At 61.2% G+C, this 22,352-nt stretch carries 23 protein-coding genes; 15 read left to right on the top strand and 8 right to left on the bottom strand.

The features are described from left to right. The first annotated feature begins 229 nt into the window (after positions 1-229). Complete coding sequence (locus V8689_RS21460; RefSeq protein ID WP_056786899.1) at positions 230-1,576, top strand: spinster family MFS transporter; 1,347 nt, start codon at positions 230-232, stop codon at positions 1,574-1,576. Positions 1,577-2,258: 682 nt separating this feature from the next. Here V8689_RS21460 and rapA read toward each other — a convergent pair. Beyond that, the gene (gene rapA / locus V8689_RS21455) at positions 2,259-5,105 is read right to left on the bottom strand and encodes an RNA polymerase-associated protein RapA (protein WP_032895680.1); all 2,847 of its coding nucleotides are present in this window, start codon (positions 5,103-5,105) and stop codon (positions 2,259-2,261) included. A gap of 219 nt (positions 5,106-5,324) precedes the next feature. Between rapA and V8689_RS21450 the strand changes: the two genes are divergently transcribed. Beyond that, positions 5,325-5,666, top strand: coding sequence for a hypothetical protein (locus V8689_RS21450; protein WP_032895681.1), 342 nt, complete (start codon positions 5,325-5,327; stop codon positions 5,664-5,666). Here the strand turns inward: V8689_RS21450 and V8689_RS21445 are convergent. The 3 genes from V8689_RS21445 to V8689_RS21435 all read right to left on the bottom strand — a co-directional run bounded on the left by V8689_RS21445 (position 5,663) and on the right by V8689_RS21435 (position 8,275). Then, positions 5,663-6,844: an aminotransferase class V-fold PLP-dependent enzyme gene (locus tag V8689_RS21445; RefSeq protein ID WP_056786896.1), complete on the bottom strand. Its 1,182-nt coding sequence runs from the start codon at positions 6,842-6,844 to the stop codon at positions 5,663-5,665. The genes V8689_RS21450 and V8689_RS21445 overlap by 4 nt on opposite strands. Further along, positions 6,841-7,311: a RidA family protein gene (locus tag V8689_RS21440; RefSeq protein ID WP_056786894.1), complete on the bottom strand. Its 471-nt coding sequence runs from the start codon at positions 7,309-7,311 to the stop codon at positions 6,841-6,843. The genes V8689_RS21445 and V8689_RS21440 overlap by 4 nt, the downstream gene beginning before the upstream one ends. Positions 7,312-7,402: 91 nt before the next feature. Further along, positions 7,403-8,275, bottom strand: coding sequence for a LysR substrate-binding domain-containing protein (locus tag V8689_RS21435; protein ID WP_003193517.1), 873 nt, complete (start codon positions 8,273-8,275; stop codon positions 7,403-7,405). A 133-nt stretch (positions 8,276-8,408) separates the two neighbouring features. Here V8689_RS21435 and V8689_RS21430 point away from each other — a divergent pair, with 133 nt between their 5' ends. The 8 genes from V8689_RS21430 (at position 8,409) to V8689_RS21395 (ending at position 14,597) form a co-directional block, all read left to right on the top strand. After that, positions 8,409-8,570 carry a hypothetical protein gene (locus tag V8689_RS21430; RefSeq protein ID WP_003193515.1) on the top strand — a complete coding sequence of 54 codons (162 nt, stop codon included), beginning with the start codon at positions 8,409-8,411 and terminating at the stop codon, positions 8,568-8,570. 143 nt (positions 8,571-8,713) lie between these two features. Next, entirely contained in the window at positions 8,714-8,830 is a 117-nt protein-coding gene (gene ccoM / locus V8689_RS21425) for a cytochrome c oxidase subunit CcoM (RefSeq protein ID WP_019817835.1), read from the top strand. A 244-nt stretch (positions 8,831-9,074) separates the two neighbouring features. Further along, on the top strand, positions 9,075-9,680 hold the full coding sequence (locus V8689_RS21420) for a DUF4823 domain-containing protein (protein WP_003193513.1): 606 nt from the start codon (positions 9,075-9,077) through the stop codon (positions 9,678-9,680). A gap of 15 nt (positions 9,681-9,695) precedes the next feature. Then, positions 9,696-10,256 carry a DUF1285 domain-containing protein gene (locus tag V8689_RS21415; protein WP_056786889.1) on the top strand — a complete coding sequence of 187 codons (561 nt, stop codon included), beginning with the start codon at positions 9,696-9,698 and terminating at the stop codon, positions 10,254-10,256. Between the two features lie 70 nt (positions 10,257-10,326). Continuing rightward, entirely contained in the window at positions 10,327-11,040 is a 714-nt protein-coding gene (locus V8689_RS21410; protein WP_056786886.1) for a GntR family transcriptional regulator, read from the top strand. Beyond that, positions 11,037-12,038: an ADP-ribosylglycohydrolase family protein gene (locus tag V8689_RS21405; RefSeq protein WP_056786884.1), complete on the top strand. Its 1,002-nt coding sequence runs from the start codon at positions 11,037-11,039 to the stop codon at positions 12,036-12,038. Before V8689_RS21410 ends, V8689_RS21405 begins: the two co-directional genes overlap by 4 nt. A 188-nt stretch (positions 12,039-12,226) precedes the next feature. Further along, on the top strand, positions 12,227-13,693 hold the full coding sequence (locus tag V8689_RS21400) for a purine-cytosine permease family protein (RefSeq protein ID WP_056786881.1): 1,467 nt from the start codon (positions 12,227-12,229) through the stop codon (positions 13,691-13,693). Continuing rightward, positions 13,686-14,597, top strand: coding sequence for a PfkB family carbohydrate kinase (locus V8689_RS21395; protein ID WP_056786879.1), 912 nt, complete (start codon positions 13,686-13,688; stop codon positions 14,595-14,597). Before V8689_RS21400 ends, V8689_RS21395 begins: the two co-directional genes overlap by 8 nt. Before the next feature lie 118 nt (positions 14,598-14,715). Here the strand turns inward: V8689_RS21395 and V8689_RS21390 are convergent, their stop codons facing one another. The 4 genes from V8689_RS21390 to V8689_RS21375 all read right to left on the bottom strand — a co-directional run bounded on the left by V8689_RS21390 (position 14,716) and on the right by V8689_RS21375 (position 17,083). Continuing rightward, positions 14,716-15,096 carry a hypothetical protein gene (locus tag V8689_RS21390; RefSeq protein WP_056786876.1) on the bottom strand — a complete coding sequence of 127 codons (381 nt, stop codon included), beginning with the start codon at positions 15,094-15,096 and terminating at the stop codon, positions 14,716-14,718. A 48-nt stretch (positions 15,097-15,144) separates the two neighbouring features. Next, on the bottom strand, positions 15,145-15,411 hold the full coding sequence (locus V8689_RS21385) for a hypothetical protein (protein ID WP_434520615.1): 267 nt from the start codon (positions 15,409-15,411) through the stop codon (positions 15,145-15,147). A 51-nt stretch (positions 15,412-15,462) separates the two neighbouring features. Further along, positions 15,463-15,801 (bottom strand): hypothetical protein, encoded by a 339-nt coding sequence (locus tag V8689_RS21380; RefSeq protein ID WP_056786875.1) that lies wholly within the window; start codon positions 15,799-15,801, stop codon positions 15,463-15,465. An 85-nt stretch (positions 15,802-15,886) separates the two neighbouring features. Continuing rightward, entirely contained in the window at positions 15,887-17,083 is a 1,197-nt protein-coding gene (locus V8689_RS21375; RefSeq protein ID WP_056786872.1) for an MFS transporter, read from the bottom strand. Positions 17,084-17,271: 188 nt separating this feature from the next. Between V8689_RS21375 and V8689_RS21370 the strand changes: the two genes are divergently transcribed. From V8689_RS21370 to araH, 5 genes are all read left to right on the top strand, one after another. Then, entirely contained in the window at positions 17,272-17,751 is a 480-nt protein-coding gene (locus tag V8689_RS21370; protein ID WP_003193496.1) for a GNAT family N-acetyltransferase, read from the top strand. Between the two features lie 237 nt (positions 17,752-17,988). Next, positions 17,989-18,810 carry an SDR family oxidoreductase gene (locus tag V8689_RS21365; protein ID WP_056786869.1) on the top strand — a complete coding sequence of 274 codons (822 nt, stop codon included), beginning with the start codon at positions 17,989-17,991 and terminating at the stop codon, positions 18,808-18,810. Between the two features lie 32 nt (positions 18,811-18,842). Continuing rightward, positions 18,843-19,823 (top strand): substrate-binding domain-containing protein, encoded by a 981-nt coding sequence (locus tag V8689_RS21360; protein WP_032895693.1) that lies wholly within the window; start codon positions 18,843-18,845, stop codon positions 19,821-19,823. Continuing rightward, a complete protein-coding gene (gene araG, locus V8689_RS21355) occupies positions 19,820-21,319 on the top strand; it encodes an L-arabinose ABC transporter ATP-binding protein AraG (RefSeq protein WP_314691036.1) in 1,500 nt (499 codons plus the stop codon). Before V8689_RS21360 ends, araG begins: the two co-directional genes overlap by 4 nt. Before the next feature lie 22 nt (positions 21,320-21,341). After that, positions 21,342-22,307 carry an L-arabinose ABC transporter permease AraH gene (gene araH / locus V8689_RS21350; RefSeq protein WP_014719542.1) on the top strand — a complete coding sequence of 322 codons (966 nt, stop codon included), beginning with the start codon at positions 21,342-21,344 and terminating at the stop codon, positions 22,305-22,307. The last annotated feature ends 45 nt before the right edge of the window (positions 22,308-22,352 follow it).

Raw genomic sequence — 22,352 nt, 5'->3', positions numbered from 1 at the left:
GAGGAGGGTGCTGCGAAAGGCTCGCCATTCTATCCGTGCCATGGCCGTTGGGAAGAGGGGCACGCACTTATATTTTCGTGGGCAAAATCCCCGGTTGCCTGGGTGAAATCATGCCCTATCAGCTTTACGAATCATTACAGACAATCACCGCCAGCCTGACTATGTTGCAGTGACCTGAGCAGGATGCATCGGGCATCGCAGCTCTCATAACAATAAAAGAGACGGACCCATGCAGAACTCGACCCAAGCGGCGAATGCCTGGCGCATTCTGTTCCTGCTGTTCCTCGCCAACCTGTTCAATTTCTTTGACCGTACCATTCCCGCGATCATCATCGAGCCCATCCGCATGGAATGGCACTTGAGCGACTTTCAGCTCGGTATCATCGGCACCGCTTTTACCATCGTCTACGCCATTGCAGGGCTACCGCTCGGGCGCCTGGCCGATACCGGTTCACGCAGCAAGTTGATGGGCTGGGGCTTGTTTGCCTGGAGCGGGCTGACGGCGGTCAATGGCATGGTCGGCAGTTTCTGGACCTTCCTGCTGGTGCGCATGGGCATTGGCATTGGCGAAGCCAGCTATGCACCGGCGGCCAATTCGCTGATTGGCGACCTGTTTCCCGCCCACCGCCGCGCCCGGGCCATGGGGATTTTCATGCTTGGCCTGCCGTTGGGCCTGTTGCTGGCGTTCTTCACCATCGGTGCGATGGTCAAGGCGTTCGACAGCTGGCGCGCGCCCTTCTTTATCGCGGCGGTGCCGGGGCTGATCCTGGCAGTGTTTATGTTCTATATAAAAGAACCCAAGCGGGGGGCAGCGGAAACCGTGCAAGTTTCCCAGGCGCGCGTCGACCGCCCGATCCGCCGCGTGCTGGCCGTGCCGACCTTTCTGTGGCTGGTGCTGGCCGGGTTGTGCTTTAACTTTGCTACCTATGCGTGCAACTCATTCCTGGTGCCGATGCTGCAACGCTATTTCCTCATGCCGTTGCAGGACGCGGCCGTTGCAACCGGCGTCATCGTCGGCCTCACCGGCCTGGTGGGATTGACGCTGGGCGGCTGGATTGCCGACAAGATTCATCAACGGGTCGCCAATGGTCGATTGTTGTTTGCTGCGTTCAGCTTGATCATCTCCACGGTCACTACCGCCTGGGCATTGCATGCCGGGCGTGTCGAGATCGGGGTGTTTGTCGCGCTGTTCAGTGTGGGTTGGTTGTTTGCCTACAACTTCTATACCTGCGTGTATACCGCGATCCAGGACGTGGTCGAACCGCGTTTGCGCGCGACGGCGATGGCGCTGTTTTTTGCCGGGCTGTATTTGCTCGGCGGTGGCATGGGGCCGGTGGTGGTCGGGGCGCTGTCTGATCACTTTGCTCATTCGGCGATGTATGCGGACGGGGCGCAGCAGATGACCGAGGCTTATAAAGCCGTGGGCTTGCATGACGCCATGTACCTGATTCCGGTGGCGCTGTTCTTGACCATGCTGTTTCTGTTCCAGGCCTCGCGCAGTTTTGTGCGCGATGCCAAGCGGATGAAGGAAGGGTTGAGTGCGGTTGAGGTGCCGGCGGCTGCGGCTACAGCTTGAGATCGAGGTGACCCTTTCGCAGGCAAGCCAGCTCCCACCTTTGACCGAGTTGACTGAACCTTGTGTGGTCAATTTGTGAGAGCCGGGCTTGCCCGTGATGGCCGGATAGCCGACGCCTATCTACCTGACGCCCCGCGATCCAACTGTGGGAGCTGGCTTGCCTGCGATGACGCCCTGAAAGCCAACGCCTATATACCAGACACCCCACGATCCAACTGTGGGAGCGGGCTTGCTCGCGAATGCGACCTGACAGCCGACGCTGTTATAGCGAGTACATATCCATTCCTGCGGTAACGGCCACCTAGGGTTCCGCCCTGACGGCGGCTCACTTTTGAAAAGAGCCCAAAAGTAAGCAAAAGGCTCTTGCCCCACCACTCGGCACCTCGCTTGGGCTCGGTGTGCCCGAACGCAGGCTTGAATCCGTGGGCCGCCGCCACGCGCCATCCATGGCGCGGGGCGGCTAACCCGGCGTCCTGCCGGGTTACCCACGAATTCAAGCCTGCGTTCGGCCAGCGTGGTTTAACGGGGCGCCTAAGATCAAAAGCAGATCAAAAGCAGATCAAGAGCGACTCGCTTCGCATCGTGGTTACTGTAGATCGCCTCAGATACCTATGCCGCGATGAGGCCCGCAAGGCCAATAAAAAGGCCCGCATTGCGCGGGCCTTTTACGTTCAGCGGATTATCAACCCGCCACCAACACTCGAATCGCTTCCAGTCGCAACGCGGCTTTATCGAGCATGGCCAGGCCTTGCTCGCGTTGGTTGCGCAGGGCAACCAGCTCGCTGTCGCGCACGGTCGGGTTGACCGCTTGCAACGCGGTCAGGCGCGCCAGCTCTTCGTCGGTGTCTGCCGCCAGGCGACGCTTGGCTTCGGCCACGCGTTCGGCGTGACGTGGGGCGATCTTCTCTTCACCGGCGTTGATGCGCGGTGTGAGTTGGTCGCGCTGGGCCTGCACGAATTTGTTCGCACTGGCCCGTGGCACGCTTTCCAACTGGTCATTCAAGGTCACGAACGACACGCGGCCCGACAGGTCATTGCCGTTGGCATCCAGCAGGCAGCGCAAGGCGGCCGGTGGCAGGTAGCGGCCCAGTTGCAGGGAGCGCGGGGCGACCACTTCGCTGACATACAGCAGCTCAAGCAATACGGTGCCTGGCTTGAGTGCCTTGTTCTTGATCAGCGCCACGGCGGTGTTGCCCATGGAGCCGGACAGCACCAGGTCCATGCCGCCTTGCACCATCGGGTGCTCCCAGGTGATGAACTGCATGTCTTCGCGCGACAGCGCCTGGTTACGGTCGTAGGTGATGGTCACACCTTCGTCGTCGCCCAGGGGGAAGCTGGCGTCGAGCATTTTTTCGCTGGGCTTGAGGATCAGCGCGTTTTCCGAATGGTCTTCGCTGTCGATGCCGAACGCGTCGAACAGGGTTTCCATATAGATCGGCAGGGCGAACTGGTCGTCTTGTTCGAGGATGTCCTCGACCAGCGCGTCGCCTTCGCCGGCGCCGCCGGAATTGAGTTCCAGCAAGCGGTCTCGACCGGTATGCAGCTCCTGCTCCAGGCGCTCGCGCTCGGCACGGGCTTCGTCGATCAGGGCTTGCCACTCGCCATCGTCGGCGGCTTCAAGCAAGGGCAGCAGGCGTGGGCCGAACTGATGCTGCAAGGCGTTGCCGGTCGGGCAGGTGTTGAGGAAGGCATTGAGCGCTTCGTGGTACCACTGGAACAGGCGCTCTTGCGGGCTGGTTTCCAGGTAGGGCACGTGCAGTTCGATCACGTGTTTCTGGCCGATCCGGTCCAGACGCCCGATACGCTGTTCCAGCAGGTCGGGGTGGGACGGCAGGTCGAACAGCACCAGGTGATGGGAAAACTGGAAGTTGCGGCCTTCACTGCCGATTTCCGAGCAGATCAGTACCTGGGCACCGAACTCTTCATCGGCAAAATAAGCCGCCGCGCGGTCACGCTCCAGGATGTTCATCCCTTCGTGGAACACCGTGGCCGGAATGCCGGAGCGCACGCGCAGGGCGTCTTCCAGGTCCATGGCGGTTTCGGCGTGGGCGCAGATCACCAAGACCTTGGTGCGCTTGAGCATTTTCAACTGGTCGATCAGCCACTCGACCCGTGGGTCGAAGCGCCACCAGCGGTTCTCTTCCTCGATGTCCGGTTGCGCCTGGAAGCTGACTTCCGGGTACAGCTCGGCGTGTTCGCCCAGGGGCAGTTCGAGGTATTCGTCCGGGTTCGGCAGCGGGTAGGCGTGCAGCTTGCGCTCGGGGAAGCCTTGCACCGCGGCACGGGTGTTGCGAAACAGCACGCGGCCGGTGCCGTGGCGGTCCAGCAGCTCACGGACCAGGCGGGCACTGGCTTCGGTGTCACCATCGTTGACGGCGGTGAGCAGGGCTTCACCTTCGTCACCGAGGAAGCCTTGAATGGTCTTGTGCGCGGTCGGCGACAGGCGGCCCTTGTCCAGCAGCTCCTGCACGGCTTCGGCCACCGGGCGATAGTTTTCGCTCTCGGCGCGGAAGGCTTGCAGGTCGTGGAAGCGGTTCGGGTCCAGCAGGCGCAGGCGCGCAAAGTGGCTGTCCTGGCCCAATTGTTCCGGGGTAGCGGTCAGCAACAGCACGCCAGGAATCACTTCGGCCAGTTGTTCGACCAGCGAGTATTCGGCGCTGGCCTTGTCTTCGTGCCACACCAGGTGGTGGGCTTCGTCGACCACCAGCAAGTCCCAACCGGCAGCAAACAGCGCGTCCTGGGCCTTCTCGTCGTCCACCAGCCATTCCAGGGCAACGAGTGCGAGCTGGGTGTCTTCGAACGGGTTGGTGGCATCGCTTTCGATAAAGCGCTCTTCATCAAACAGCGCAACCTGCAGGTTGAAGCGGCGGCGCATTTCCACCAGCCATTGGTGCTGCAGGTTTTCCGGGACCAGGATCAGTACGCGGCTGGCACGGCCCGAGAGCAGTTGGCGATGGATCACCAGGCCTGCTTCGATGGTCTTGCCCAAGCCCACTTCGTCCGCCAGCAATACGCGTGGCGCGATGCGGTCAGCGACTTCGCGGGCGATGTGCAGTTGGTGGGCAATCGGTTGGGCGCGTACGCCACCCAGGCCCCACAGCGAGGACTGCAACTGGCGGCTGGTGTGTTCCAGGGTGTGGTAGCGCAGCGAGAACCACGCCAGCGGGTCAATCTGCCCGGCGAACAGACGGTCACTGGCCAGGCGGAACTGGATGAAGTTGGACAGTTGGGTTTCCGGCAGGGTGACCTGCTCGTTCTGCCCATTGAGGCCATGGTAGACCAGCAGGCCATCGACGTCGTCGACTTCCTGTACGGTCATTTTCCAGCCTTCGAAATGGGTGATGGTGTCACCCGGCGAAAACCTCACGCGAGTGAGGGGCGCATTCCGTAGCGCATACTGGCGCGTGTCGCCAGTGGCCGGATAGAGCACGGTCAACAAGCGGCCGTCCTGTGCCAGAACGGTGCCTAACCCCAGCTCTGCTTCGCTGTCACTAATCCAGCGTTGCCCCGGTTGATACTGCTGCGCCATGCTGCCTGACTCCCGCCGTGAAAAAGCCGACTATGTTAACGGAACACGGCCCGGCGCCCAAGAACTCTGACAAAAACTACGCTGTTTGTACGGGCCGGCGGAAATTGAATCGACGGATGGCGGGCACTTGAGAGTGTCGACTGAGTCACAGCTTGGCACGCGGGTGCTCAAGTCACCCTGCCACCCGCCGACAGCCTGTTGATCAGGAGAATAATTATCATGCTGCCACCCATGCTGCCCGTCAGTGTTGTGCCGGTCACGTCGCAACTCGACCCGGCACGCCAGAAGCCGGATATTCCGCCGGTGGTGCCCGTTCAAGCGGGCTCCAACGAGAGCACGATCGACCTGAAAAAAGGCGATGCCGAGCAATCGACCTTTCTGTTGCGCGAAGAGCAGCGGCGCCAGCAGGAGCAACAGAAGCGTCGGCGCGAAGCTGACGACGACGAGCAGCAGCATTTGCCGATTCCCGGCGACTTGCTCAACGCTGATAACACCGTGCCCGTGGCGCCGCTGATCGAAGACGCGCCGCGCCAGGGCCTGTGGGTGGATATCGAGGTTTAACCCTTCAGTTCGCGCAGGGCCTTCACCAGCAACTCAATCTCGTCATCGGTGTTAAGCGGGCTGACGGAGATGCGCGCGACGCTGCTCAACCCACGGGCTTGCATGTCCAGCGGGGTGTAGGCCACGCCATTGGCGCCGATGTTGATGCGCTTTAACCCCAGGCATTGTTTGAGTTCAAAACTATCCCAGCCGGCCAGGTTGAACGCGATCAAGCCTGAATGTGTGTTGCCCAAGTCGTGCAAGCTGATCCCCGGTATCTGACGCAGTGCTTCGCGGACTCGCGCGCTGGTCTGCGAGACTCTTTGCCATACCCGCTCAACCCCCAGTTGATTGATCTCGTGCAACGCGTTGCCCAGGCCGGCCAGCAGGGCGAAGGACACTTCGCTGGTTTCAAAGCGTCGCGCGTCGTTGCGCAGGTCGAAGCCTTCGGTGGTCCAGGGCGCTGAAAACACGTCGCGTTGGGCCGGGTTCAGGTGCTGGAGAAACTCCGGCCGGATGTACAGCAGTGCGGTACCGCGAGGCCCGCGCAGGTGTTTGCGGCCGGCGGACTTGAGCACATCGCACTGCAAGGCTTGCACATCCACCGGCAGCTGGCCGACGGCTTGGCCCGCGTCGATGAAATAGGGAATGGCATGCCGCCTGGCCACATCGCCGATGGCCTGGGCCGGGTTGATCAATCCACCGTTGGCCGGCAGCCAGGTGAGGTCGATCAGCTTCACCTTGGCATCGAGCATCGCCTCCAGCGCCACCGGGCAGGCGGCGCCGCTGGCATCGCACGGGATGACCTCCACCCGCGCCCCGGCTTGAACGGCCAGTTCCATGCTCGCCAGGTTGCCGCCCCATTCGTGGCGCCCCACAAGAATTCGATCGCCCGGCTGCCACGGCCCCAGCGCCTGGAAGGCCATGCTCCAGGCTGTCGAGCCACTGGTGGTGAAGGCAATCGACGAGGCGGGCGCATTGAGCAGTTGCCCGGCGGCGCGGCGGGCCTTTTCCACTAAGACGGCACCTTGTTCTCCGGCCTCCATCGGGCCGTCGCGTGCTTCGCGTTGCAACTGTTCGATGATGGCGTCGAGCGTCGCCTGGCTGGGCAAGGACGCCCCGGCGTGGTTGAAGTGCACGATGCCCGACTGGCAACCGGGCGTGGCATCCCGCAAGTGCTGCACTTGCAGCGGGCTCATGGCTGCAGCTCGAAAATGGCATCCACCTCCACGGCGACGCCAGCCGGCAAACTGCAGACCCCTACCGCGGTGCGCACGTGCCGGCCCTTGTCGCCGAGGGCGTTGACCAGCAGGTTCGAGGCGCCATTGGCGACCAGGCTTTGGCGCTGGAAATCGGCGCTGCTGGCAATGAACACACCCAGACGCAGGATGCGCACCACCCGCGACAGGTCATCGCCCAGCGCATCGCTCAATTGCCCCAGCAGGCCCAGCGCCGCCAGTTCTGCCGCTTGGGCGCCGTCTTCGTCGCTGAGGGAGTCACCCAGGCGGCCAAGGTAGGCGGGTTTGCCATCGAGCAGGGGAATTTGCCCGGAGATGAACAGTTGATGCTGGCTGCTCACATGATTGATGTAGTTGGCCGCGGGTTGGCTGGGCGTGGGCAGTGTCAGGCCGAGGGCGTGTACGCGCTGGCGGATGGAGTCGGTCATGGTGAAACCCTCTGGTGTCAGAAGGTTCCAGCATGTTGGCGGTGGCGAGGGGGGACAAACGGATAGATCTCACTCGACGTATCGAAAAAACTCACGCGTCGGCGCACGCTTGTTTTAGCCACTGGCTGAAGCATTCAGCCGCCTCACTGAGCGGCCCCTGGGGGGCGATCAGCCAATAGCCGATGTCGCTGTGATAGGGCGGCCAGTCAAAAGCCTCCACCAGGCTGCCGTCCTGGAGCCTGCGTTCGATCAGGCGATGGCGGCCCATGGCGATCCCTTGGCCGGCCACGCTCGCTTCGACCACGATGTTGTAGTCATGCAGCATTACGCGGGGGTGGTGATCGAGGTTGACCTGGTAATGGGCGGACCAGTCGGTCCACTCGAAAGGACGGTGGGAGGTCGCCATCAATAACGCGCCACTGGCGACCTGCCGGGCTTTGAATGCAGGGCTGCATACCGGTGACAGGGTTTCGGCCATCAGGCGCGTGGCGTGCACGTCGGGCCAGTCGCCCTTGCCGTAGCGGATGGCCAGGTCAACCTCGGCTGTGGCGACATTGGCCAATTGAATCGCGGGCAGCAACTCCACCTGGATATGCGGGTAGCGCTGTAGAAACTCGGCCAGGCGCGGCGCCAGCCACAGCGTGGCAAAGGACGCCAGCAAGCCGATACGCAACACATTGGCGCTGGGCGCACCCCGTTGGTTGCGCGTTGCAGCGGCGATGGCGTCCAGGGCAGGGCGGATCTGCTCGTAGTACGCTTGCCCGGCCAACGTCAGGTCAATCGCACGGGTTCGCCGGATAAACAGCGGCTTGCCCAAGTGGTGTTCGAGCTTATGCACCTGGTGGCTCAGCGCACTTTGGGTCACCGACAACTCGTTGGCCGCCTTGATAAAACTCAAATGCCGCGCCACGGCTTCGAAGGCGCGCAGGGCCAGCAGTGGCGGAAGGTCGTTGTGCAAGGCCACCTGGATGCGCCTCCTGGGCAGGGTAGAAAGTGCCGATTCTGGTCGATGGCCTGCATTTTGTCGCCCGCTTAATTGCCGTCGGGCGGGGCAGGCCGCATTATTGAGGCATTCCCGCCACGACGTAAGCCAAGCCATGAGTGATGACGACAAGCTGATCGACCTGAACGCCGAACGCGCCAAGCGCGTGCACGACCTCAATGACAAACGCTTGAATGAAGTGCGCCAAGCTTTTGAACAAGCCATGCCCTTGGGCAAACCCAAGAAAAAGCCCAAGAACAAACCGAAAAAGCGTTGAAACACCCTGCATCCGTTGATGCAGGTCAGTTATTCCCCTTCTTTACGCCCCGTTGTGGGCGACATTGATCCTGGTCAATTTCCCACTGCGCCTTCTCCATTAACTTAGCCCTATCGCAACAGGGCAAGTGCAGGAGGCCGGTCATGTTTTTCGATAATGTGGTTTTTGCCGGAGTGCTGACTGTTAGCCTCATGGTGCTGTTTTTTGTAGGGTTTGGATTTTTTATCTGGAAAGACGCGAACAAGCGTAAAAAACCTTAAGTTTTTCCGGGTTACATGAGCACGCAAGGCATTTTGGGCGACTTCGGTCGCCCTTTTTTTTGGCTGTCAATTGATGGATGAAAAGCTCCCTCGCCACAGGTCCAGCGTCGTAGCGACGTTGTGTAGATACCTATGCGCATCGCAGGCAAGCCCCACATTTGCCATGCGCTGCTCGAACTGGCGTAGAACCTGCATCCCACGCCCCATTCGCCGGTTTCCTGTCACCGGCTTCTGGAGGATTAGGATGCGTAGTCTGGTTTTGCTGCTGGCGTCATTGGCCCTGGGCGGTTGCATGACCGTCAGCGATATGGCCGAAGGCACCCGCTATCAGATGAGCGATGCCGGGCTGCTCGACCACAGCGATACGCGGCGTACTGCCTCGGTGCGCATACAGCCGGACTCCTTTGTGTTTATCGCCCAAGGCGCCTTCGTGCCGCCAGGCAGCGCCTACCCGCGGCCCAATGTGGTGGCCGAGGAAGCATTCAATGGCTTCGTCGAATATTTCCCCATGGTCCGTCGCGCCCGCCAGCCGGAAGGGCTGGAACAAGCCATGGCCGAAGCCCGCGACGCCGGTGCTCACTACCTGCTGTATTGCCGCTTTGCGGCAGCCGATGACCGTATCGGCAACGCCGACGAGTGGACCGACCAACAAGCCCTGGACCGCCTTGGCCTGGACAGCGGCGTAATCCAGGTCATGTTGATCGAGACCAGCACCCAGTATTTGATTGATACTGCACGTATTCGCAGTCGTGGCGGTTTACTGACGTTCCACGACACATCGCCACAAGATCTGATCGCCCGCCCCCTGGCGCAATATGCCCGCGGTTTGCTGGGTATGAGCAATCAGTAAACAGAGGAGCCCGTCATGACCGATTCCGCCAAGGCCAATGATTTATTGGCCCAACTGCCCAAGGGCAAGGGGCCGGCACCGGTGCATCTGTGGAACCCGGCTTTCTGCGGCAATATCGACATACGCATCGCCCGCGATGGCACCTGGTTTTATCAGGGCACGCCCATCGGGCGAAAGCCGATGGTCAAGCTGTTCTCCAACATCATCCGCCGCGATGGCGATGATTATTTCCTGGTGACACCCGTGGAGAAGGTCGGCATCCAGGTCGATGATGCGCCCTTTGTCGCCGTGACCCTGGACGTGCAAGGGCAGGGCGAAAGCCAGGTTTTGCGCTTTACCACCAACGTCGATGAACAGGTCGAGGCAGGCCTCGAACACCCGCTGCGGGTGGTGATCGACCCCGTCACCCAGGAACCCGCACCCTACGTGCGCGTGCGCGCCAATCTTGAAGCCCTCGTGCATCGCAACGCTTTTTACCAGTTGGTGGAGCTGGCCGTGAGCCGTCCGATCAACGGTCAGAACTGGCTTGGCGTATGGAGCAGCGGGGAGTTTTTCCCCATCGGCCTGGAGCCCTGAGGCGGTTTTTGTCTTCAGCCTGAAATAATCCTCTTGCGGTAAACGCGCGCTTTCGGTTATCAATTTGTACATGATTAGACATGTTCGATTTGATAAGAAAAAACGCGTCGTCGACGAACTCATCCGCCGTATCGAGGGTGGAGTCATGGCCGACGGCTTCCTGTTGCCGGGCGAGCATCAACTGGCCGAGGAGTTTGCGGTCAGCCGTGGCACGCTGCGTGAGGCGCTGGCCGAGCTCAAGCGTCGCAACTACATCGCCACCCAGAGTGGGGTCGGCTCGATCGTCACCTTTGACGGCATGGTGCTGGACCAACGTAGCGGTTGGGCCCAGGCCTTGGCCGATACGGGCGCCCAGGTAAGCACCGACATCCTGCGTTTCGAGGCAGTCACGCGCCCGGATCTGTTCAGCCGTTTCGGCACCGACCAGTTCATTACCCTCGACCGCCTTCGGCGCACCGCAGACGGCACAGCGGTGTCCCTGGAACGCTCGCTGATGCCGGCCGTTGGCGACCTGGAAAGCCTGCCGCGCATTGGCCTGATCGATAACTCCTTGACCATCACCCTGGCCGCCTACGGCTACGTCGGGGCCGAGGGCGATCAGTGGATCGGTGCCGAGCCGCTGACTGATGAAGATGCCGAATTACTCGGGCGTCCCAGCGGCACAGTATTTCTCAAGGCTGCGCGCACCACCTATGATCGTCGCGAGCGTTTCATGGAGCATGTTGAAAGCCTGCTCGACCCGCTGCACTTTCGCCTGCATCTGCAGTTTGGAGCGCCGAAATGACCCGCGAAAATCGCGCCCTTGGCGCCTTCTATGGCCTGGCCCTGGGCGATGCTTTGGGCATGCCCACCCAATCCTTGAGCCGCGAGCAGGTACAAAAGCGCTTCGGTGCCATCACCGCTCTGGAAGACGCCGACGCCGACCAGCCCATTGCACCGAACATGCCTGCCGGCTCCATCACCGATGACACCGAGCAAGCCATTCTGGTCGCCGAGTTATTGGTGCAAGGCCAGGGCCAGATCGAGCCCGCCGTGCTTGCCCAACGCTTGATCGATTGGGAAGCAGACATGCGCGCCAAAGGCTCCCAGGACTTGCTCGGGCCGTCCACCAAGCGCGCGATCGACATGATCCTCGCCGGCCATACCCCGGAAGAATCCGGGCGCTACGGCACCACCAATGGCGCGGCCATGCGCATCACCCCGGTGGGCATCGCCGCCGATGTCGGCGACCCGGGGCGGTTTATCCAGGCGGTGATCCAGGCGTGCCAGGTCACCCATAACACCAGCCTGGGCATTTCCAGCGCTGCGGCCGTGGCGGCGGTGGTCTCGGCCGGCATCAATGGCGTGGACCTGGGGGAAGCCCTGAATATCGGGACCCAGATTGCCCGACAGGCCGAAAGCCAGGGTCACTGGATCGCGGGCGGACGCATTTCTACCCGCATTAGTTGGGCTCGCACTCTAAGCGTCGGCAGCGGCGATAAAGCGTTGTTTGCCGACCTGCTTTACGAGTTGATTGGTACTTCGGTGGCTTCCCAAGAATCGGTAGTGGTGTCGTTTGCCCTGGCGCAGCAAGTGGCGTCTGGCGACATGAATGCCTTCGAAGCCCTGTGCCTGGCAGCCAGTCTGGGCGGCGACACCGACACGATTGCCGCGATCCTCGGCGCCATGCTGGGGGCGTGCCTGGGCATGCAGTGCTGGCCTGAGGCGTTGGTTGAACAGGTCAAGCGGGTCAATGGCCTGGACTTGCAGCCGCTGGTCCAAGCCTTATTGGCCTTGCGATAAACACGGAACTAATTGTGGGAGCTGGCTTGCCTGCGATAGCGGTTTTCCAGTGGCTGATGAGCTGGTTGCCCCACCGCAATCGCAGGCAAGCCAGCTCCCACATTAAAAAGCGTTGGGTCAGGAAGACCGGATAAAGATTCGACTCGCTGCCACAACCACAACAATACAGGCACCAGGAGCACCCTTTCATGAGCAGCCCTTCTTCCGGCCAAAGCGCTGGGCAATTGGAAACACGCGGCATCGAGCCGGTCCCGGAAGGCGAGTGCAACGGCCATCCGCTGCAACTGTTCTGGGTATGGTTTGCCGCCAATATCAGCATCCTCGGTTTGCCCCTCGGCGCGACGCTGGTGGCGTTTCGTGGCCTGGCCATCTGGCAGGCGATCATCGTCGCGATTCTCGGCGCCGCTGGCTCCTTTGCCGTGGTGGGCATCATTTCCATCGCTGGCCGCCGTGGTCGCGCGCCCAGCCTGACCTTGTCCCGCGCCATCTTCGGTGTGCGCGGCAATATCGGCCCGACCTTGGTGTCGCTGATGTCTCGCCTGGGTTGGGAAACCGTCAACACCACCACCGCAGCCTTCGTGTTGTTGTCGTTAAGCTCCATCCTGTTCGGCTCGGCCGTGGAGGCGAAAAGCGCGCCGGTGCTCACCCTGATCTTCATCGCCATCTTCGTGCTGCTGACCCTGGCCGTATCGGGCCTGGGCCACGCCACGTTGCTGGTGATCCAGAAGTGGGCGACCTACGTCTTCGGCGGCTTGAACATTCTGGTGGGCGGCTTTCTGTGCGCCACCATCGACTGGAGCGCGGTGTTCAACGCCACCCCGGCGCCGTTGAGCGCGATGATCATTGGCGTGGGCACCATGGCTGCCGGTACTGGTATCGGTTGGGCCAACGCCGGTGCAGACATGTCGCGTTACCAGCACCGCAGCGTCAAGGCCGTGCGCCTGGTGGCCTCCGCTGCGTTTGGCGCAGGCATCCCGCTGGTGCTGTTGATCACCCTCGGCGGCCTCTTGTCGGTGGGCAACAATGACCTGGCGTCGGCCACCGACCCCATCATCGCGATCCGCGACATGCTGCCCACCTGGATGGCCGTGCCGTACCTGATCACCGCGTTCGGCGGGCTGTTGCTGTCGAACAACCTGTCGGTGTATTCGGCCGGCCTCACCACCTTGACCCTGGGTTTGAAGGTCAAGCGCGTGCATGCGGTGATTGTCGATATCGTCGCGATCTTTGCCGGCTCCATCTACTTCATGTTGATCGCCGACAGCTTCTATGGCCCGTTCATCACCTTCATTTCGCTGCTGGCGGTGCCGATCACGGCGTGGGTCGGGATCTTCGTGGTCGACTTGATTCACCGGCATTACTACAGCCCCACCGACCTGCTGGACGTCAGCCCCAGCAGTGCCTACTGGTATCGCGGCGGCGTGGAGTGGCGTGCATTTGGCGCCTGGGCTGTGGCCATCGTGCTGGGGTTCAGCTTCACCACCATCGGCACCACCGCCGAAAACATCTGGTTTGCCGGGCCGTTGTCCGATTCCTGGCTGGGCCATAACGGCCTGGGCTGGATCGTGACCTTCCTGGTGGCGGGCGGATTATATGCGGTACTGGGCGGGGCGTCTGACCGTCGTCCGGCTTTAGTCGAGAGCGCCAATGTCTAGATTGCTGCATAGCGGCCAGGTCATTGTCGACCTGGTCATGGGCCTCGACACCCTGCCGGCAAGCGGCGGTGACGTGCTGGCCAACTCCGCCAGTTTTCAAGTGGGTGGCGGTTTCAATGTGATGGCTGCGGCGCGGCGTAATGGGTTGCCGGTGGTTTACCTGGGTCGCCATGGCGAGGGGCGCTTTGGCGAGCTGGCGCGTGCCGCGATGCAGGCTGAGGGTATTGAAATAGCCTTGGCGGCCAGCGCTGGCAAAGACACCGGGTTGTGCGTGTCGCTGACTGAAGCGAGCACCGAGCGCACCTTCATCTCCCATCTCGGCGCCGAGGGTGAGCTGAGCGCCGGCGACTTGGCTCAGATCGTCCCGCGTTTCGATGACTACGTATACGTCAGTGGCTACAGCTTGCTGCTTGAAGGCAAGGCGCAGCCGTTGCTCGACTGGCTGCTGGCGCTGCCGCGAGAGATCGTGGTGGTGTTCGACCCAGGCCCGCTGGTCAAGGCGCCGGACTCGGCGTTGATGCGCGCGTTGTTGCCGCGTATCGACATCTGGACCAGCAATGGCCCTGAAGCCCTGGCGTTTACCGGAGCGGCGGATATGACTCAGGCGCTGCCCATGCTCAATCAGCACTTGCAGGCACTGCTGGTTGTGCGTGATGGGCCAAATGGTTGCTGGGTAGGGCGAGGGGCACAGATCGAGCATGTCCCTGGATTCAAGGTTCAGGCCGTGGACAGCAATGGCGCGGGGGATGCACATGCTGGAGTGTTTATTGCCGGGTTGGCAAAGGGCTTGAACCCGGCTGAGGCAGCGCGTCGAGCGAACGCAGCTGCTGCATTGGCGGTAACCCGCTGGGGGCCAGCGACGTCGCCTGGCACTGCTGAGGTCGATGCATTAGTGACTGAATAAACGAGGCCCAAAAAATGTGGGAGCGGGCTTGCTCGCGAAGGCGGTGTGTCAGTTAAAGCATGGGCTGACTGATACACCGCCTTCGCGAGCAAGCCCGCTCCCACAAGGGGTTCTGCGTTTAGCCTGCTTTTTTCAGGGCCTGGATCAACTCGTCTTTACGCATGGTTGATCGCCCACGAATATCTTTGGCCCGCGCCTCTTTCATCAAGCTTTCCTTGGTCTGCGTACCCAATGAAGCGCGACTGCTGCGCGGGTGCCCCTCACGGCTGGCAGCGGCGCGCTTGGCCGATTCCTGCCGGTCCTGGGCCTTCTTGGCCGGGGCTTTGCGCCTGCCTGAGCCGCCGGTTTTCTCACCGCCGCCAGACTGTTTGTTCACGGTGGCCCAGGCACGGGCTTCGGCTTCGTCCTTGGGTAACCCCTTGTGCTCATAACTGTCTTCGATATGAGCGGCCTTGCGTTTCTGTTCGTCGGTGTATTTGGCTTTGCTTCCACGAGGCATCGCTAAAACTCCTTCTGGCCCCAGTCGCGGGGCCAGGCCAGAAATGGATTACTGAGTGCTTTGAGCGTCGAGCTTGCGCGCCTCATCCACACCAGAAGCGGTGAGCTTGATCGGCAGGTTCAACGCGTATTCGCCGGCGTCGTCGGTGGTCACATGCCCATCCTTGATCAGCCCGCGGTCCAGCAGGAACGCCAAGACACTGGCGACCTCTTTTTCACCGCGGTAATTGTCCAGCACCTCCTTGCCCAAGCCTTGCGGGTGAGCGTGCAACAGGCGGGTGAGGACTTCTTTTTCAAGGTTTCTATCGACGTTCATGCGTACCTCTTCACGGGGAAATGGTCGGGTGTAGGTCGTAGCAAGGGTGCATCAAGGCGCTGGTTGTTTCTGCGCGCCCGGGATGTTCGAGTCGTCGCCCTTGTTGATCTTCGGCTCATTGTTGCTCGTGCCTGGGCCCATCTTGCCGTTGCCCACGGCCGCCGGTGCCTGGCGCTGGGTGTCGTTGCCTTTGGTGCGTGGGTCGACGCTGTTGTCGATGATCGCGCCACCGTTGGTATCCATGCCGGTGCCCATGGATTTTTGCGATTCGGTGGTGGCGTCCGGCGTTGGATCGGTGGGGCCCGTGGTTGAGCTGGCCGCGAAGGCGCTCAAGGACGCGGCAGACAACAGGCCGGTGAGGGCGAGGGCAGCAAATTTGGAATTTTTCATCAGGGTGTCTCCATATGATTAATGTCCTTACCCTGTATTGGTCTGCCCGCGATTGTTGATCGTGCCGGGAGGGCGACGAACGGTATCAGCTCACCTGTATCACTTTGTGTGCCGATACTCGGCGCGCTATCAAGCGCGCCACCGTGATCGCCCAGTTGAGTGCCGCGATCACCAATACGCTCAGCATCATTGTGGCAAGGCCGAAGTCGACGATGATCTTGCCTGCGAGCCAGGGAAACCCGAAGACGCCGATAAAGTACGCCAGGCTGAACAGCAACAACGCCTGGGAAGTGGTGCCGCTGGGCGCTTCGTTGGCCACCAGGCCGTTGATCACCGAATACGTCAGGCCATACCCGATCCCTAGCGTGGCGGCGGCGAGCACATAACTGAGGTTACCGCTCACACCAAACGCGAACAGCGCGATCGCGCCGAACATCACCCCCGATAACACACAGGCAGCCTGGTACGCATCGCGCTTGACCACGAAGCCTGCGATCAGCAAGCGGCTGGTGATTGCTGCTGTCAGAAAGCCCGCGAAGAACAGTGAATAGTCCAGCTTATGAGCCACGGCATAGCTGGTCTGGAACGAAGACAGCCCCCCGAATACGCAGCCACCCAGGCCGACCATCAGGATGGCGAACGCCGCCTTGGAAGACAGTACGCGGCGGCTTGCGCGCCAGGAAATCCTGGCGGTTGGCATATTCGCGTGCTGTCGCAACCGGGAGCCCATGCGCCAGAACATCACTACCCCGGCGAGGCTGGCGAGCCCGGCGATATAGAACGCGGTGGTCAGGGGCAGGTCCAGCGCAGTGGCGGCGCGTCCCAGCAAAGGGCCGGAACCTATGCCGCTCAACATACTGCCCGAGAGCAAGGCGAAATATTTGGCCCGCTGGCGCGGCTCCACCAGCAGCGTCACGATGATTGGGCCCAGGGTATAGAACACGCCCCAGCCCAGGCCAAGGGACAATCCAAACAGCATCAAGCCTTGGCCAAACCCCGGCGTCAGGGCAAACCCCAGGCAGGCGACCACCAACAATAGGCCGGTGCTCGCAATTGCTCGCGCTGCGCCCAGCGCATCAGCCATGTGTCCGGAAAACACCACCGCTACAAAGGTGCTGAGCATTGCCGTGGCAATGACACTGCCCGCGTCGTGTTCATTACCGCCGCGGGCATGGATCAGCAGTGACAACAAAAAGGTCGAGCCGTAAGACAGCGACAACAGGAAGCTGGCGAGGCAGAACAGCGCGAATGTCTTCGCGCCCACGGGTGGCGTGGCGTGCATGAGCAGGTCTCAGATCGTTGGATTTATGCTCATTGTTTACCATGGGCGTGCGCAGGCTTAGTTCTGTGGTTGCTGATGCTTGCATCACCCCGCGCCGGAGTGAAACGCGCTGATTGGCATCATTTGCACTGCAAACGGCAATCAAACCGTCTTAGTATGTGGCCTTTGAATTTGCCCAAGGCTCGCCCATGACCATCGAGATTCGCCCCGCCGTGCCCAGCGATGCTGCGCAAATCCTGACCTTTATCACTGAACTGGCCGAGTACGAGAAAGCCCGGCATGAAGTGATCGCCAGCGTGGTGGACATCGAACGCAGCCTGTTCAGCGAAGGTGCCACGGCCCATGGCCTGATCTGCTTGCGCGACGGCTTGCCGATTGGTTTTGCGGTGTTCTTTTTCAGCTACTCCACGTGGCTGGGCAGTAACTGCCTGTACCTGGAAGACCTGTACATCAACCCGGAGCAACGCGGCGGCGGGGCGGGCAAGAAGTTGCTGCGTCACCTGGCCAAGATCGCCTGCGACAACGGTTGCGGGCGCTTTGAATGGAGCGTGCTGGACTGGAACGAGCCCGCGATTGCCTTCTACAAATCCATCGGCGCCCAGCCGCAGGAAGAATGGGTGCGCTATCGCATGGAAGGCGATGCCCTGCGCGACTTCGCCTTGGGCTGAAGCCTCATTTCTATAGGCACCAGAGATCGAATGTGGGAGCGGGCTTGCTCGCGAAGGCGGTGTGTCAGTTAAAGCATGTGCTGACTGATACACCGCCTTCGCGAGCAAGCCCGCTCCCACATTTTTTTGTGTGGTGTTCATTATATGGGATGATAATTTATATATTGAGATATTTCGGGCGATGGGTTTATAGTCGCCAGCATCAGCACTCACTACAAAAAATAAAAAGGTGAAGCGATGCAGGCACAACCGTTGTCCCTACCCGCCGTGCCCGAGCCCACTTACGGCGAGCGGCTGAAGAACAAGGTGGTGATCATCACCGGCGCCGCCCAAGGCATTGGCGAAGCCATCGTTGCCTGTTTCCAGGCTCAGCAGGCGCGGTTGATCATTGCCGATATCCAGGGCGACAAAGTCGAGAAGGTCGCCGCTCATTGGCGCGAACGCGGCGCGCAGATTTACGCCCAACCGGTTGATATCACTTCCAAGGATCAATGGCAGGCACTGGTCAACCTGGCCATCGAGCGCTTTGGCCGCGTGGATGTGCTGGTCAACTGCGCCGGGGTCAATGTGTTCCGTGACCCGCTGGAAATGAGCGACGAGGACTGGCGTCGCTGTTTCGCCATCGACCTCGACGGCGCCTGGTACGGCTGCCGGTCGGTGTTGCCGCACATGATCGAGCAGGGCATCGGCAGCATCATCAATATCGCGTCCACCCATTCCAGCCACATCATTCCCGGTTGCTTTCCTTACCCTGTCGCCAAGCACGGCCTGCTCGGCCTCACCCGTGCCTTGGGCATCGAGTACGCGCCCAAGGGCATCCGCGTGAATGCCATCGCCCCCGGCTATATCGAAACCCAGCTCAACGTCGATTACTGGAACGGTTTCCCAGACCCCCACGCCGAACGCCAGCGCGCTTTCGACCTGCACCCGCCCAAACGCATTGGCCAGCCCATCGAAGTGGCCATGACGGCTCTGTTCCTGGCGACCGACGAGGCGCCCTTTATCAATGCCACTTGCCTGATGATCGATGGCGGGCGGTCTGTGATGTACCACGACTAAAGCGTTTTTCAATAACAAGAAGGAGGTGGTCCATGTTCAAGCAAACACTCGGTGCCGTGGCACTGGCGATGGCGTTCAGCGGCTGGGTATCGGCTGAAGAAGTGAAGATCGGTTTCTTGGTCAAACAGGCTGAGGAACCCTGGTTTCAAACGGAGTGGGCATTCGCGGAAAAAGCCGGCAAGGAGCATGGTTTTACCGTGATCAAGATCGCCGTGCCCGATGGCGAAAAGACCTTGTCGGCCATCGACAGCCTGGCTGCCAACGGCGCAAAAGGCTTTGTTATCTGCCCGCCAGACGTGTCCCTGGGCCCGGCCATCGTTGCCAAGGCCAAGGTCAATGATTTGAAAGTGATGGCCGTGGATGATCGCTTTGTCGATGCCAAGGGCAACTTTATGGAAGACGTGCCGTACCTGGGCATGGCCGCATTTGAAGTCGGCCAGAAGCAGGGCGCCGCCATGGCCGCCGAAGCGAAAAAACGCGGTTGGGACTGGAAGGACACCTACGCGGTGATCAACACCTTCAACGAACTCGACACCGGCAAGAAGCGTACTGACGGCTCGATCAAGTCATTGGAGGAGGCCGGTATTCCCAAGGACCACATCCTCACCGCTGCGCTGAAAACCCTCGACGTCCCCGGCAGCATGGACGCCACCAACTCGGCGCTGGTCAAGCTGCCGAGCGGGGCGAAGAACCTGATCATCGGCGGCATGAACGACAACACCGTGCTCGGCGGCGTGCGCGCCACTGAAAGCGCCGGCTTCAAGGCCGCCAACGTGATCGGCATCGGCATCAATGGCACCGACGCCATCGGCGAATTGAAGAAAGCCGACAGCGGCTTCTTCGGCTCCATGCTGCCCAGCCCGCATATCGAAGGCTATAACACCGCGCTGGCGATGTACGAGTGGGTCACCACCGGCAAGGAGCCGGCCAAATACACGGCCATGGACGAAGTGACCTTGATCACCCGCGCCAATTTCCAGGAAGAACTGACCAAGATCGGCCTGTGGAAATGAGCGGCGCGGCCCTGCGTTTCAACGGCATCGGCAAGGAGTTTCCCGGTGTGAAAGCCCTGGCGCAGATCAGCTTTGAAGCGCGGCCGCATTCGGTGCACGCGCTGATGGGCGAGAACGGCGCCGGCAAATCGACCCTGCTGAAAATCCTCGGCGGCGCCTACATTCCGTCCAGCGGCACCGTGCAAATCGGCGCGCAAACCATGGCTTTCAAGTGCGCTGCCGACAGCATCGCCAGCGGTGTGGCGGTGATTCACCAGGAGCTGCACCTGGTGCCGGAAATGAGCGTGGCCGAGAACCTGTTCCTCGGGCATTTGCCCACGCGCTTTGGCGTGGTCAACCGGGGCCTGCTGCGCAAGCAGGCCCTGGCCTGCCTTAAAGGGCTGGCCGATGAAATCGACCCCGACGAGAAGCTCGGGCGCCTGTCCCTGGGCCAGCGCCAGCTGGTGGAAATCGCCAAGGCGCTGTCTCGCGGCGCCAACGTGATTGCCTTTGATGAGCCCACCAGCAGTTTATCGGCGCGGGAAATCGACCGCTTGATGGCGATCATCGCGCGCCTGCGCGACGAGGGCAAAGTGGTGCTCTATGTGTCCCATCGCATGGAAGAAGTATTCCGTATTTGCGATGCGGTGACGGTGTTCAAGGACGGCCGCTACGTGCGCACGTTCGAGGACATGAGCACGCTGACCCACGACCAGTTGGTGACCTGCATGGTCGGTCGCGATATTCAGGATATCTACGATTACCGAGCGCGTGAGCAGGGCGAAGTGGCGCTCAAGGTGGACGGCTTGCTCGGCCCGGGCCTGCGTGAACCGGTGAGCTTCGAGGTACGCAAAGGTGAGATCCTCGGCCTGTTCGGGCTGGTGGGGGCGGGGCGCACAGAGCTCTTGCGCCTGCTCAGCGGCCTGGAACGCGCCAGCGCCGGCAGCCTGGCACTCTGCGGTGAGCCGTTGCAGTTGCGCTCACCCCGCGACGCCATCGCCGCCGGGGTATTGCTGTGTCCGGAAGACCGCAAGAAAGAGGGCATCATCCCGCTGGGCAGCGTCGCGGAAAACATCAACATCAGCGCCCGCAGTGCCCATGCCTCGTTCGGCTGGCTGCTGCGCGATGGCTGGGAGAAGGGCAACGCCGAGCGGCAGATCCAGGCCATGAAGGTCAAGACGCCGAATGCCGAGCAGAAAATCCTGTACCTGTCGGGCGGCAATCAGCAGAAGGCCATTCTCGGCCGCTGGCTGTCGATGCCCATGAAGGTGCTGCTGCTCGACGAACCCACTCGCGGTATCGACATCGGCGCCAAGTCAGAGATCTACCAGATCATCCATAACCTGGCGGCCAGTGGCATTGCAGTAATCGTGGTGTCCAGCGACCTGATGGAAGTGATGGGCATCTCTGACCGCATCCTGGTGATGAGTGAAGGCGCCTTGACCGGTGAGTTACCCCGCGCCCAAGCGGATGAAGCGCGCCTGCTGCAACGGGCGCTGCCACAGTCGCGGGCTTGAACAAGAACAAGAGGGTTTGGCTATGTCTGAGGTAAAAACTGCAAAGGGCTTCTGGCCGGGTTTCAATCAGCGCAAATTTCTCGATGACTGGGTGATGCTGTTGGCGGCGCTGGGCATCTTTGTGCTCAGCGCGGTATTCATCGACAACTTCCTGTCGCCGCTGAACATGCGCGGTCTGGGCCTGGCGATTTCCACCGTCGGTATTGCGGCGTGCACCATGCTGTTCTGCCTGGCCTCAGGGCATTTCGACTTGTCGGTGGGCTCGGTGATCGCTTGCGCCGGAGTGGTGGCGGGCATCGTGATGCGTGACACCGATAGCGTGGCACTCGGCGTGTCGGCGGCCTTGGCCATGGGCCTGGTGGTCGGGCTGATCAACGGCATCGTGATTGCCAAGCTGCGCATCAACGCGTTGATTGCCACTCTTGCGACCATGCAGATCGTGCGCGGCCTGGCCTACATCTTCTCCAACGGCAAGGCGGTGGGGGTGATGAATGAAGGGTTCTTCGTATTCGGCAACGGCCAGCTGCTGGGGGTGCCGGTACCGATCATCATCACCGTACTGTGCTTTGTGTTCTTTGGCTGGCTGCTCAACTACACCACCTACGGGCGCAACACCATGGCCATTGGCGGTAACCAGGAAGCCGCGTTGCTCGCCGGGGTGAATGTTGATCGCACCAAGATCATCATCTTTGCCGTGCACGGTTTGATCGGCGCATTGGCCGGGGTGATCCTCGCCTCACGCATGACCTCGGGCCAGCCGATGATTGGCCAGGGCTTCGAACTGACAGTGATCTCGGCGTGTGTGCTGGGCGGGGTGTCGTTGAGCGGCGGTATCGGCATGATCCGCCATGTGATTGCCGGGGTGTTGATTCTGGCGATCATCGAGAATGCGATGAACCTGAAGAACATCGATACCTTTTACCAATATGTGATTCGTGGCTCGATTCTGTTGCTGGCGGTGATAATCGACCGCATGAAGCAACGCTAATGTTCGCCCTGTGAAGATCAAACTGTGGGAGCTGGCTTGCCTGCG

Source organism: Pseudomonas sp. AK181 (assembly GCF_051122975.1).
Classification (GTDB): Bacteria; Pseudomonadota; Gammaproteobacteria; order Pseudomonadales; family Pseudomonadaceae; genus Aquipseudomonas; species Aquipseudomonas lactis.
This window is presented reverse-complemented; position numbering and strand designations above follow the sequence as displayed.

Bases quoted from the DNA above. Each gene is read 5' to 3' on its own strand.
- V8689_RS21460 (WP_056786899.1), top strand. From the start codon at position 230: ATGCAGAACTCGACCCAAGCGGCGAATGCCTGGCGCATTCTGTTCCTG.
- rapA (WP_032895680.1), bottom strand. From the start codon at position 5,105: ATGGCGCAGCAGTATCAACCGGGGCAACGCTGGATTAGTGACAGCGAA.
- V8689_RS21450 (WP_032895681.1), top strand. From the start codon at position 5,325: ATGCTGCCACCCATGCTGCCCGTCAGTGTTGTGCCGGTCACGTCGCAA.
- V8689_RS21445 (WP_056786896.1), bottom strand. From the start codon at position 6,844: ATGAGCCCGCTGCAAGTGCAGCACTTGCGGGATGCCACGCCCGGTTGC.
- V8689_RS21440 (WP_056786894.1), bottom strand. From the start codon at position 7,311: ATGACCGACTCCATCCGCCAGCGCGTACACGCCCTCGGCCTGACACTG.
- V8689_RS21430 (WP_003193515.1), top strand. From the start codon at position 8,409: ATGAGTGATGACGACAAGCTGATCGACCTGAACGCCGAACGCGCCAAG.
- ccoM (WP_019817835.1), top strand. From the start codon at position 8,714: ATGTTTTTCGATAATGTGGTTTTTGCCGGAGTGCTGACTGTTAGCCTC.
- V8689_RS21420 (WP_003193513.1), top strand. From the start codon at position 9,075: ATGCGTAGTCTGGTTTTGCTGCTGGCGTCATTGGCCCTGGGCGGTTGC.
- V8689_RS21415 (WP_056786889.1), top strand. From the start codon at position 9,696: ATGACCGATTCCGCCAAGGCCAATGATTTATTGGCCCAACTGCCCAAG.
- V8689_RS21410 (WP_056786886.1), top strand. From the start codon at position 10,327: ATGATTAGACATGTTCGATTTGATAAGAAAAAACGCGTCGTCGACGAA.
- V8689_RS21405 (WP_056786884.1), top strand. From the start codon at position 11,037: ATGACCCGCGAAAATCGCGCCCTTGGCGCCTTCTATGGCCTGGCCCTG.
- V8689_RS21400 (WP_056786881.1), top strand. From the start codon at position 12,227: ATGAGCAGCCCTTCTTCCGGCCAAAGCGCTGGGCAATTGGAAACACGC.
- V8689_RS21395 (WP_056786879.1), top strand. From the start codon at position 13,686: ATGTCTAGATTGCTGCATAGCGGCCAGGTCATTGTCGACCTGGTCATG.
- V8689_RS21390 (WP_056786876.1), bottom strand. From the start codon at position 15,096: ATGCCTCGTGGAAGCAAAGCCAAATACACCGACGAACAGAAACGCAAG.
- V8689_RS21385 (WP_434520615.1), bottom strand. From the start codon at position 15,411: ATGAACGTCGATAGAAACCTTGAAAAAGAAGTCCTCACCCGCCTGTTG.
- V8689_RS21380 (WP_056786875.1), bottom strand. From the start codon at position 15,801: ATGAAAAATTCCAAATTTGCTGCCCTCGCCCTCACCGGCCTGTTGTCT.
- V8689_RS21375 (WP_056786872.1), bottom strand. From the start codon at position 17,083: ATGCACGCCACGCCACCCGTGGGCGCGAAGACATTCGCGCTGTTCTGC.
- V8689_RS21370 (WP_003193496.1), top strand. From the start codon at position 17,272: ATGACCATCGAGATTCGCCCCGCCGTGCCCAGCGATGCTGCGCAAATC.
- V8689_RS21365 (WP_056786869.1), top strand. From the start codon at position 17,989: ATGCAGGCACAACCGTTGTCCCTACCCGCCGTGCCCGAGCCCACTTAC.
- V8689_RS21360 (WP_032895693.1), top strand. From the start codon at position 18,843: ATGTTCAAGCAAACACTCGGTGCCGTGGCACTGGCGATGGCGTTCAGC.
- araG (WP_314691036.1), top strand. From the start codon at position 19,820: ATGAGCGGCGCGGCCCTGCGTTTCAACGGCATCGGCAAGGAGTTTCCC.
- araH (WP_014719542.1), top strand. From the start codon at position 21,342: ATGTCTGAGGTAAAAACTGCAAAGGGCTTCTGGCCGGGTTTCAATCAG.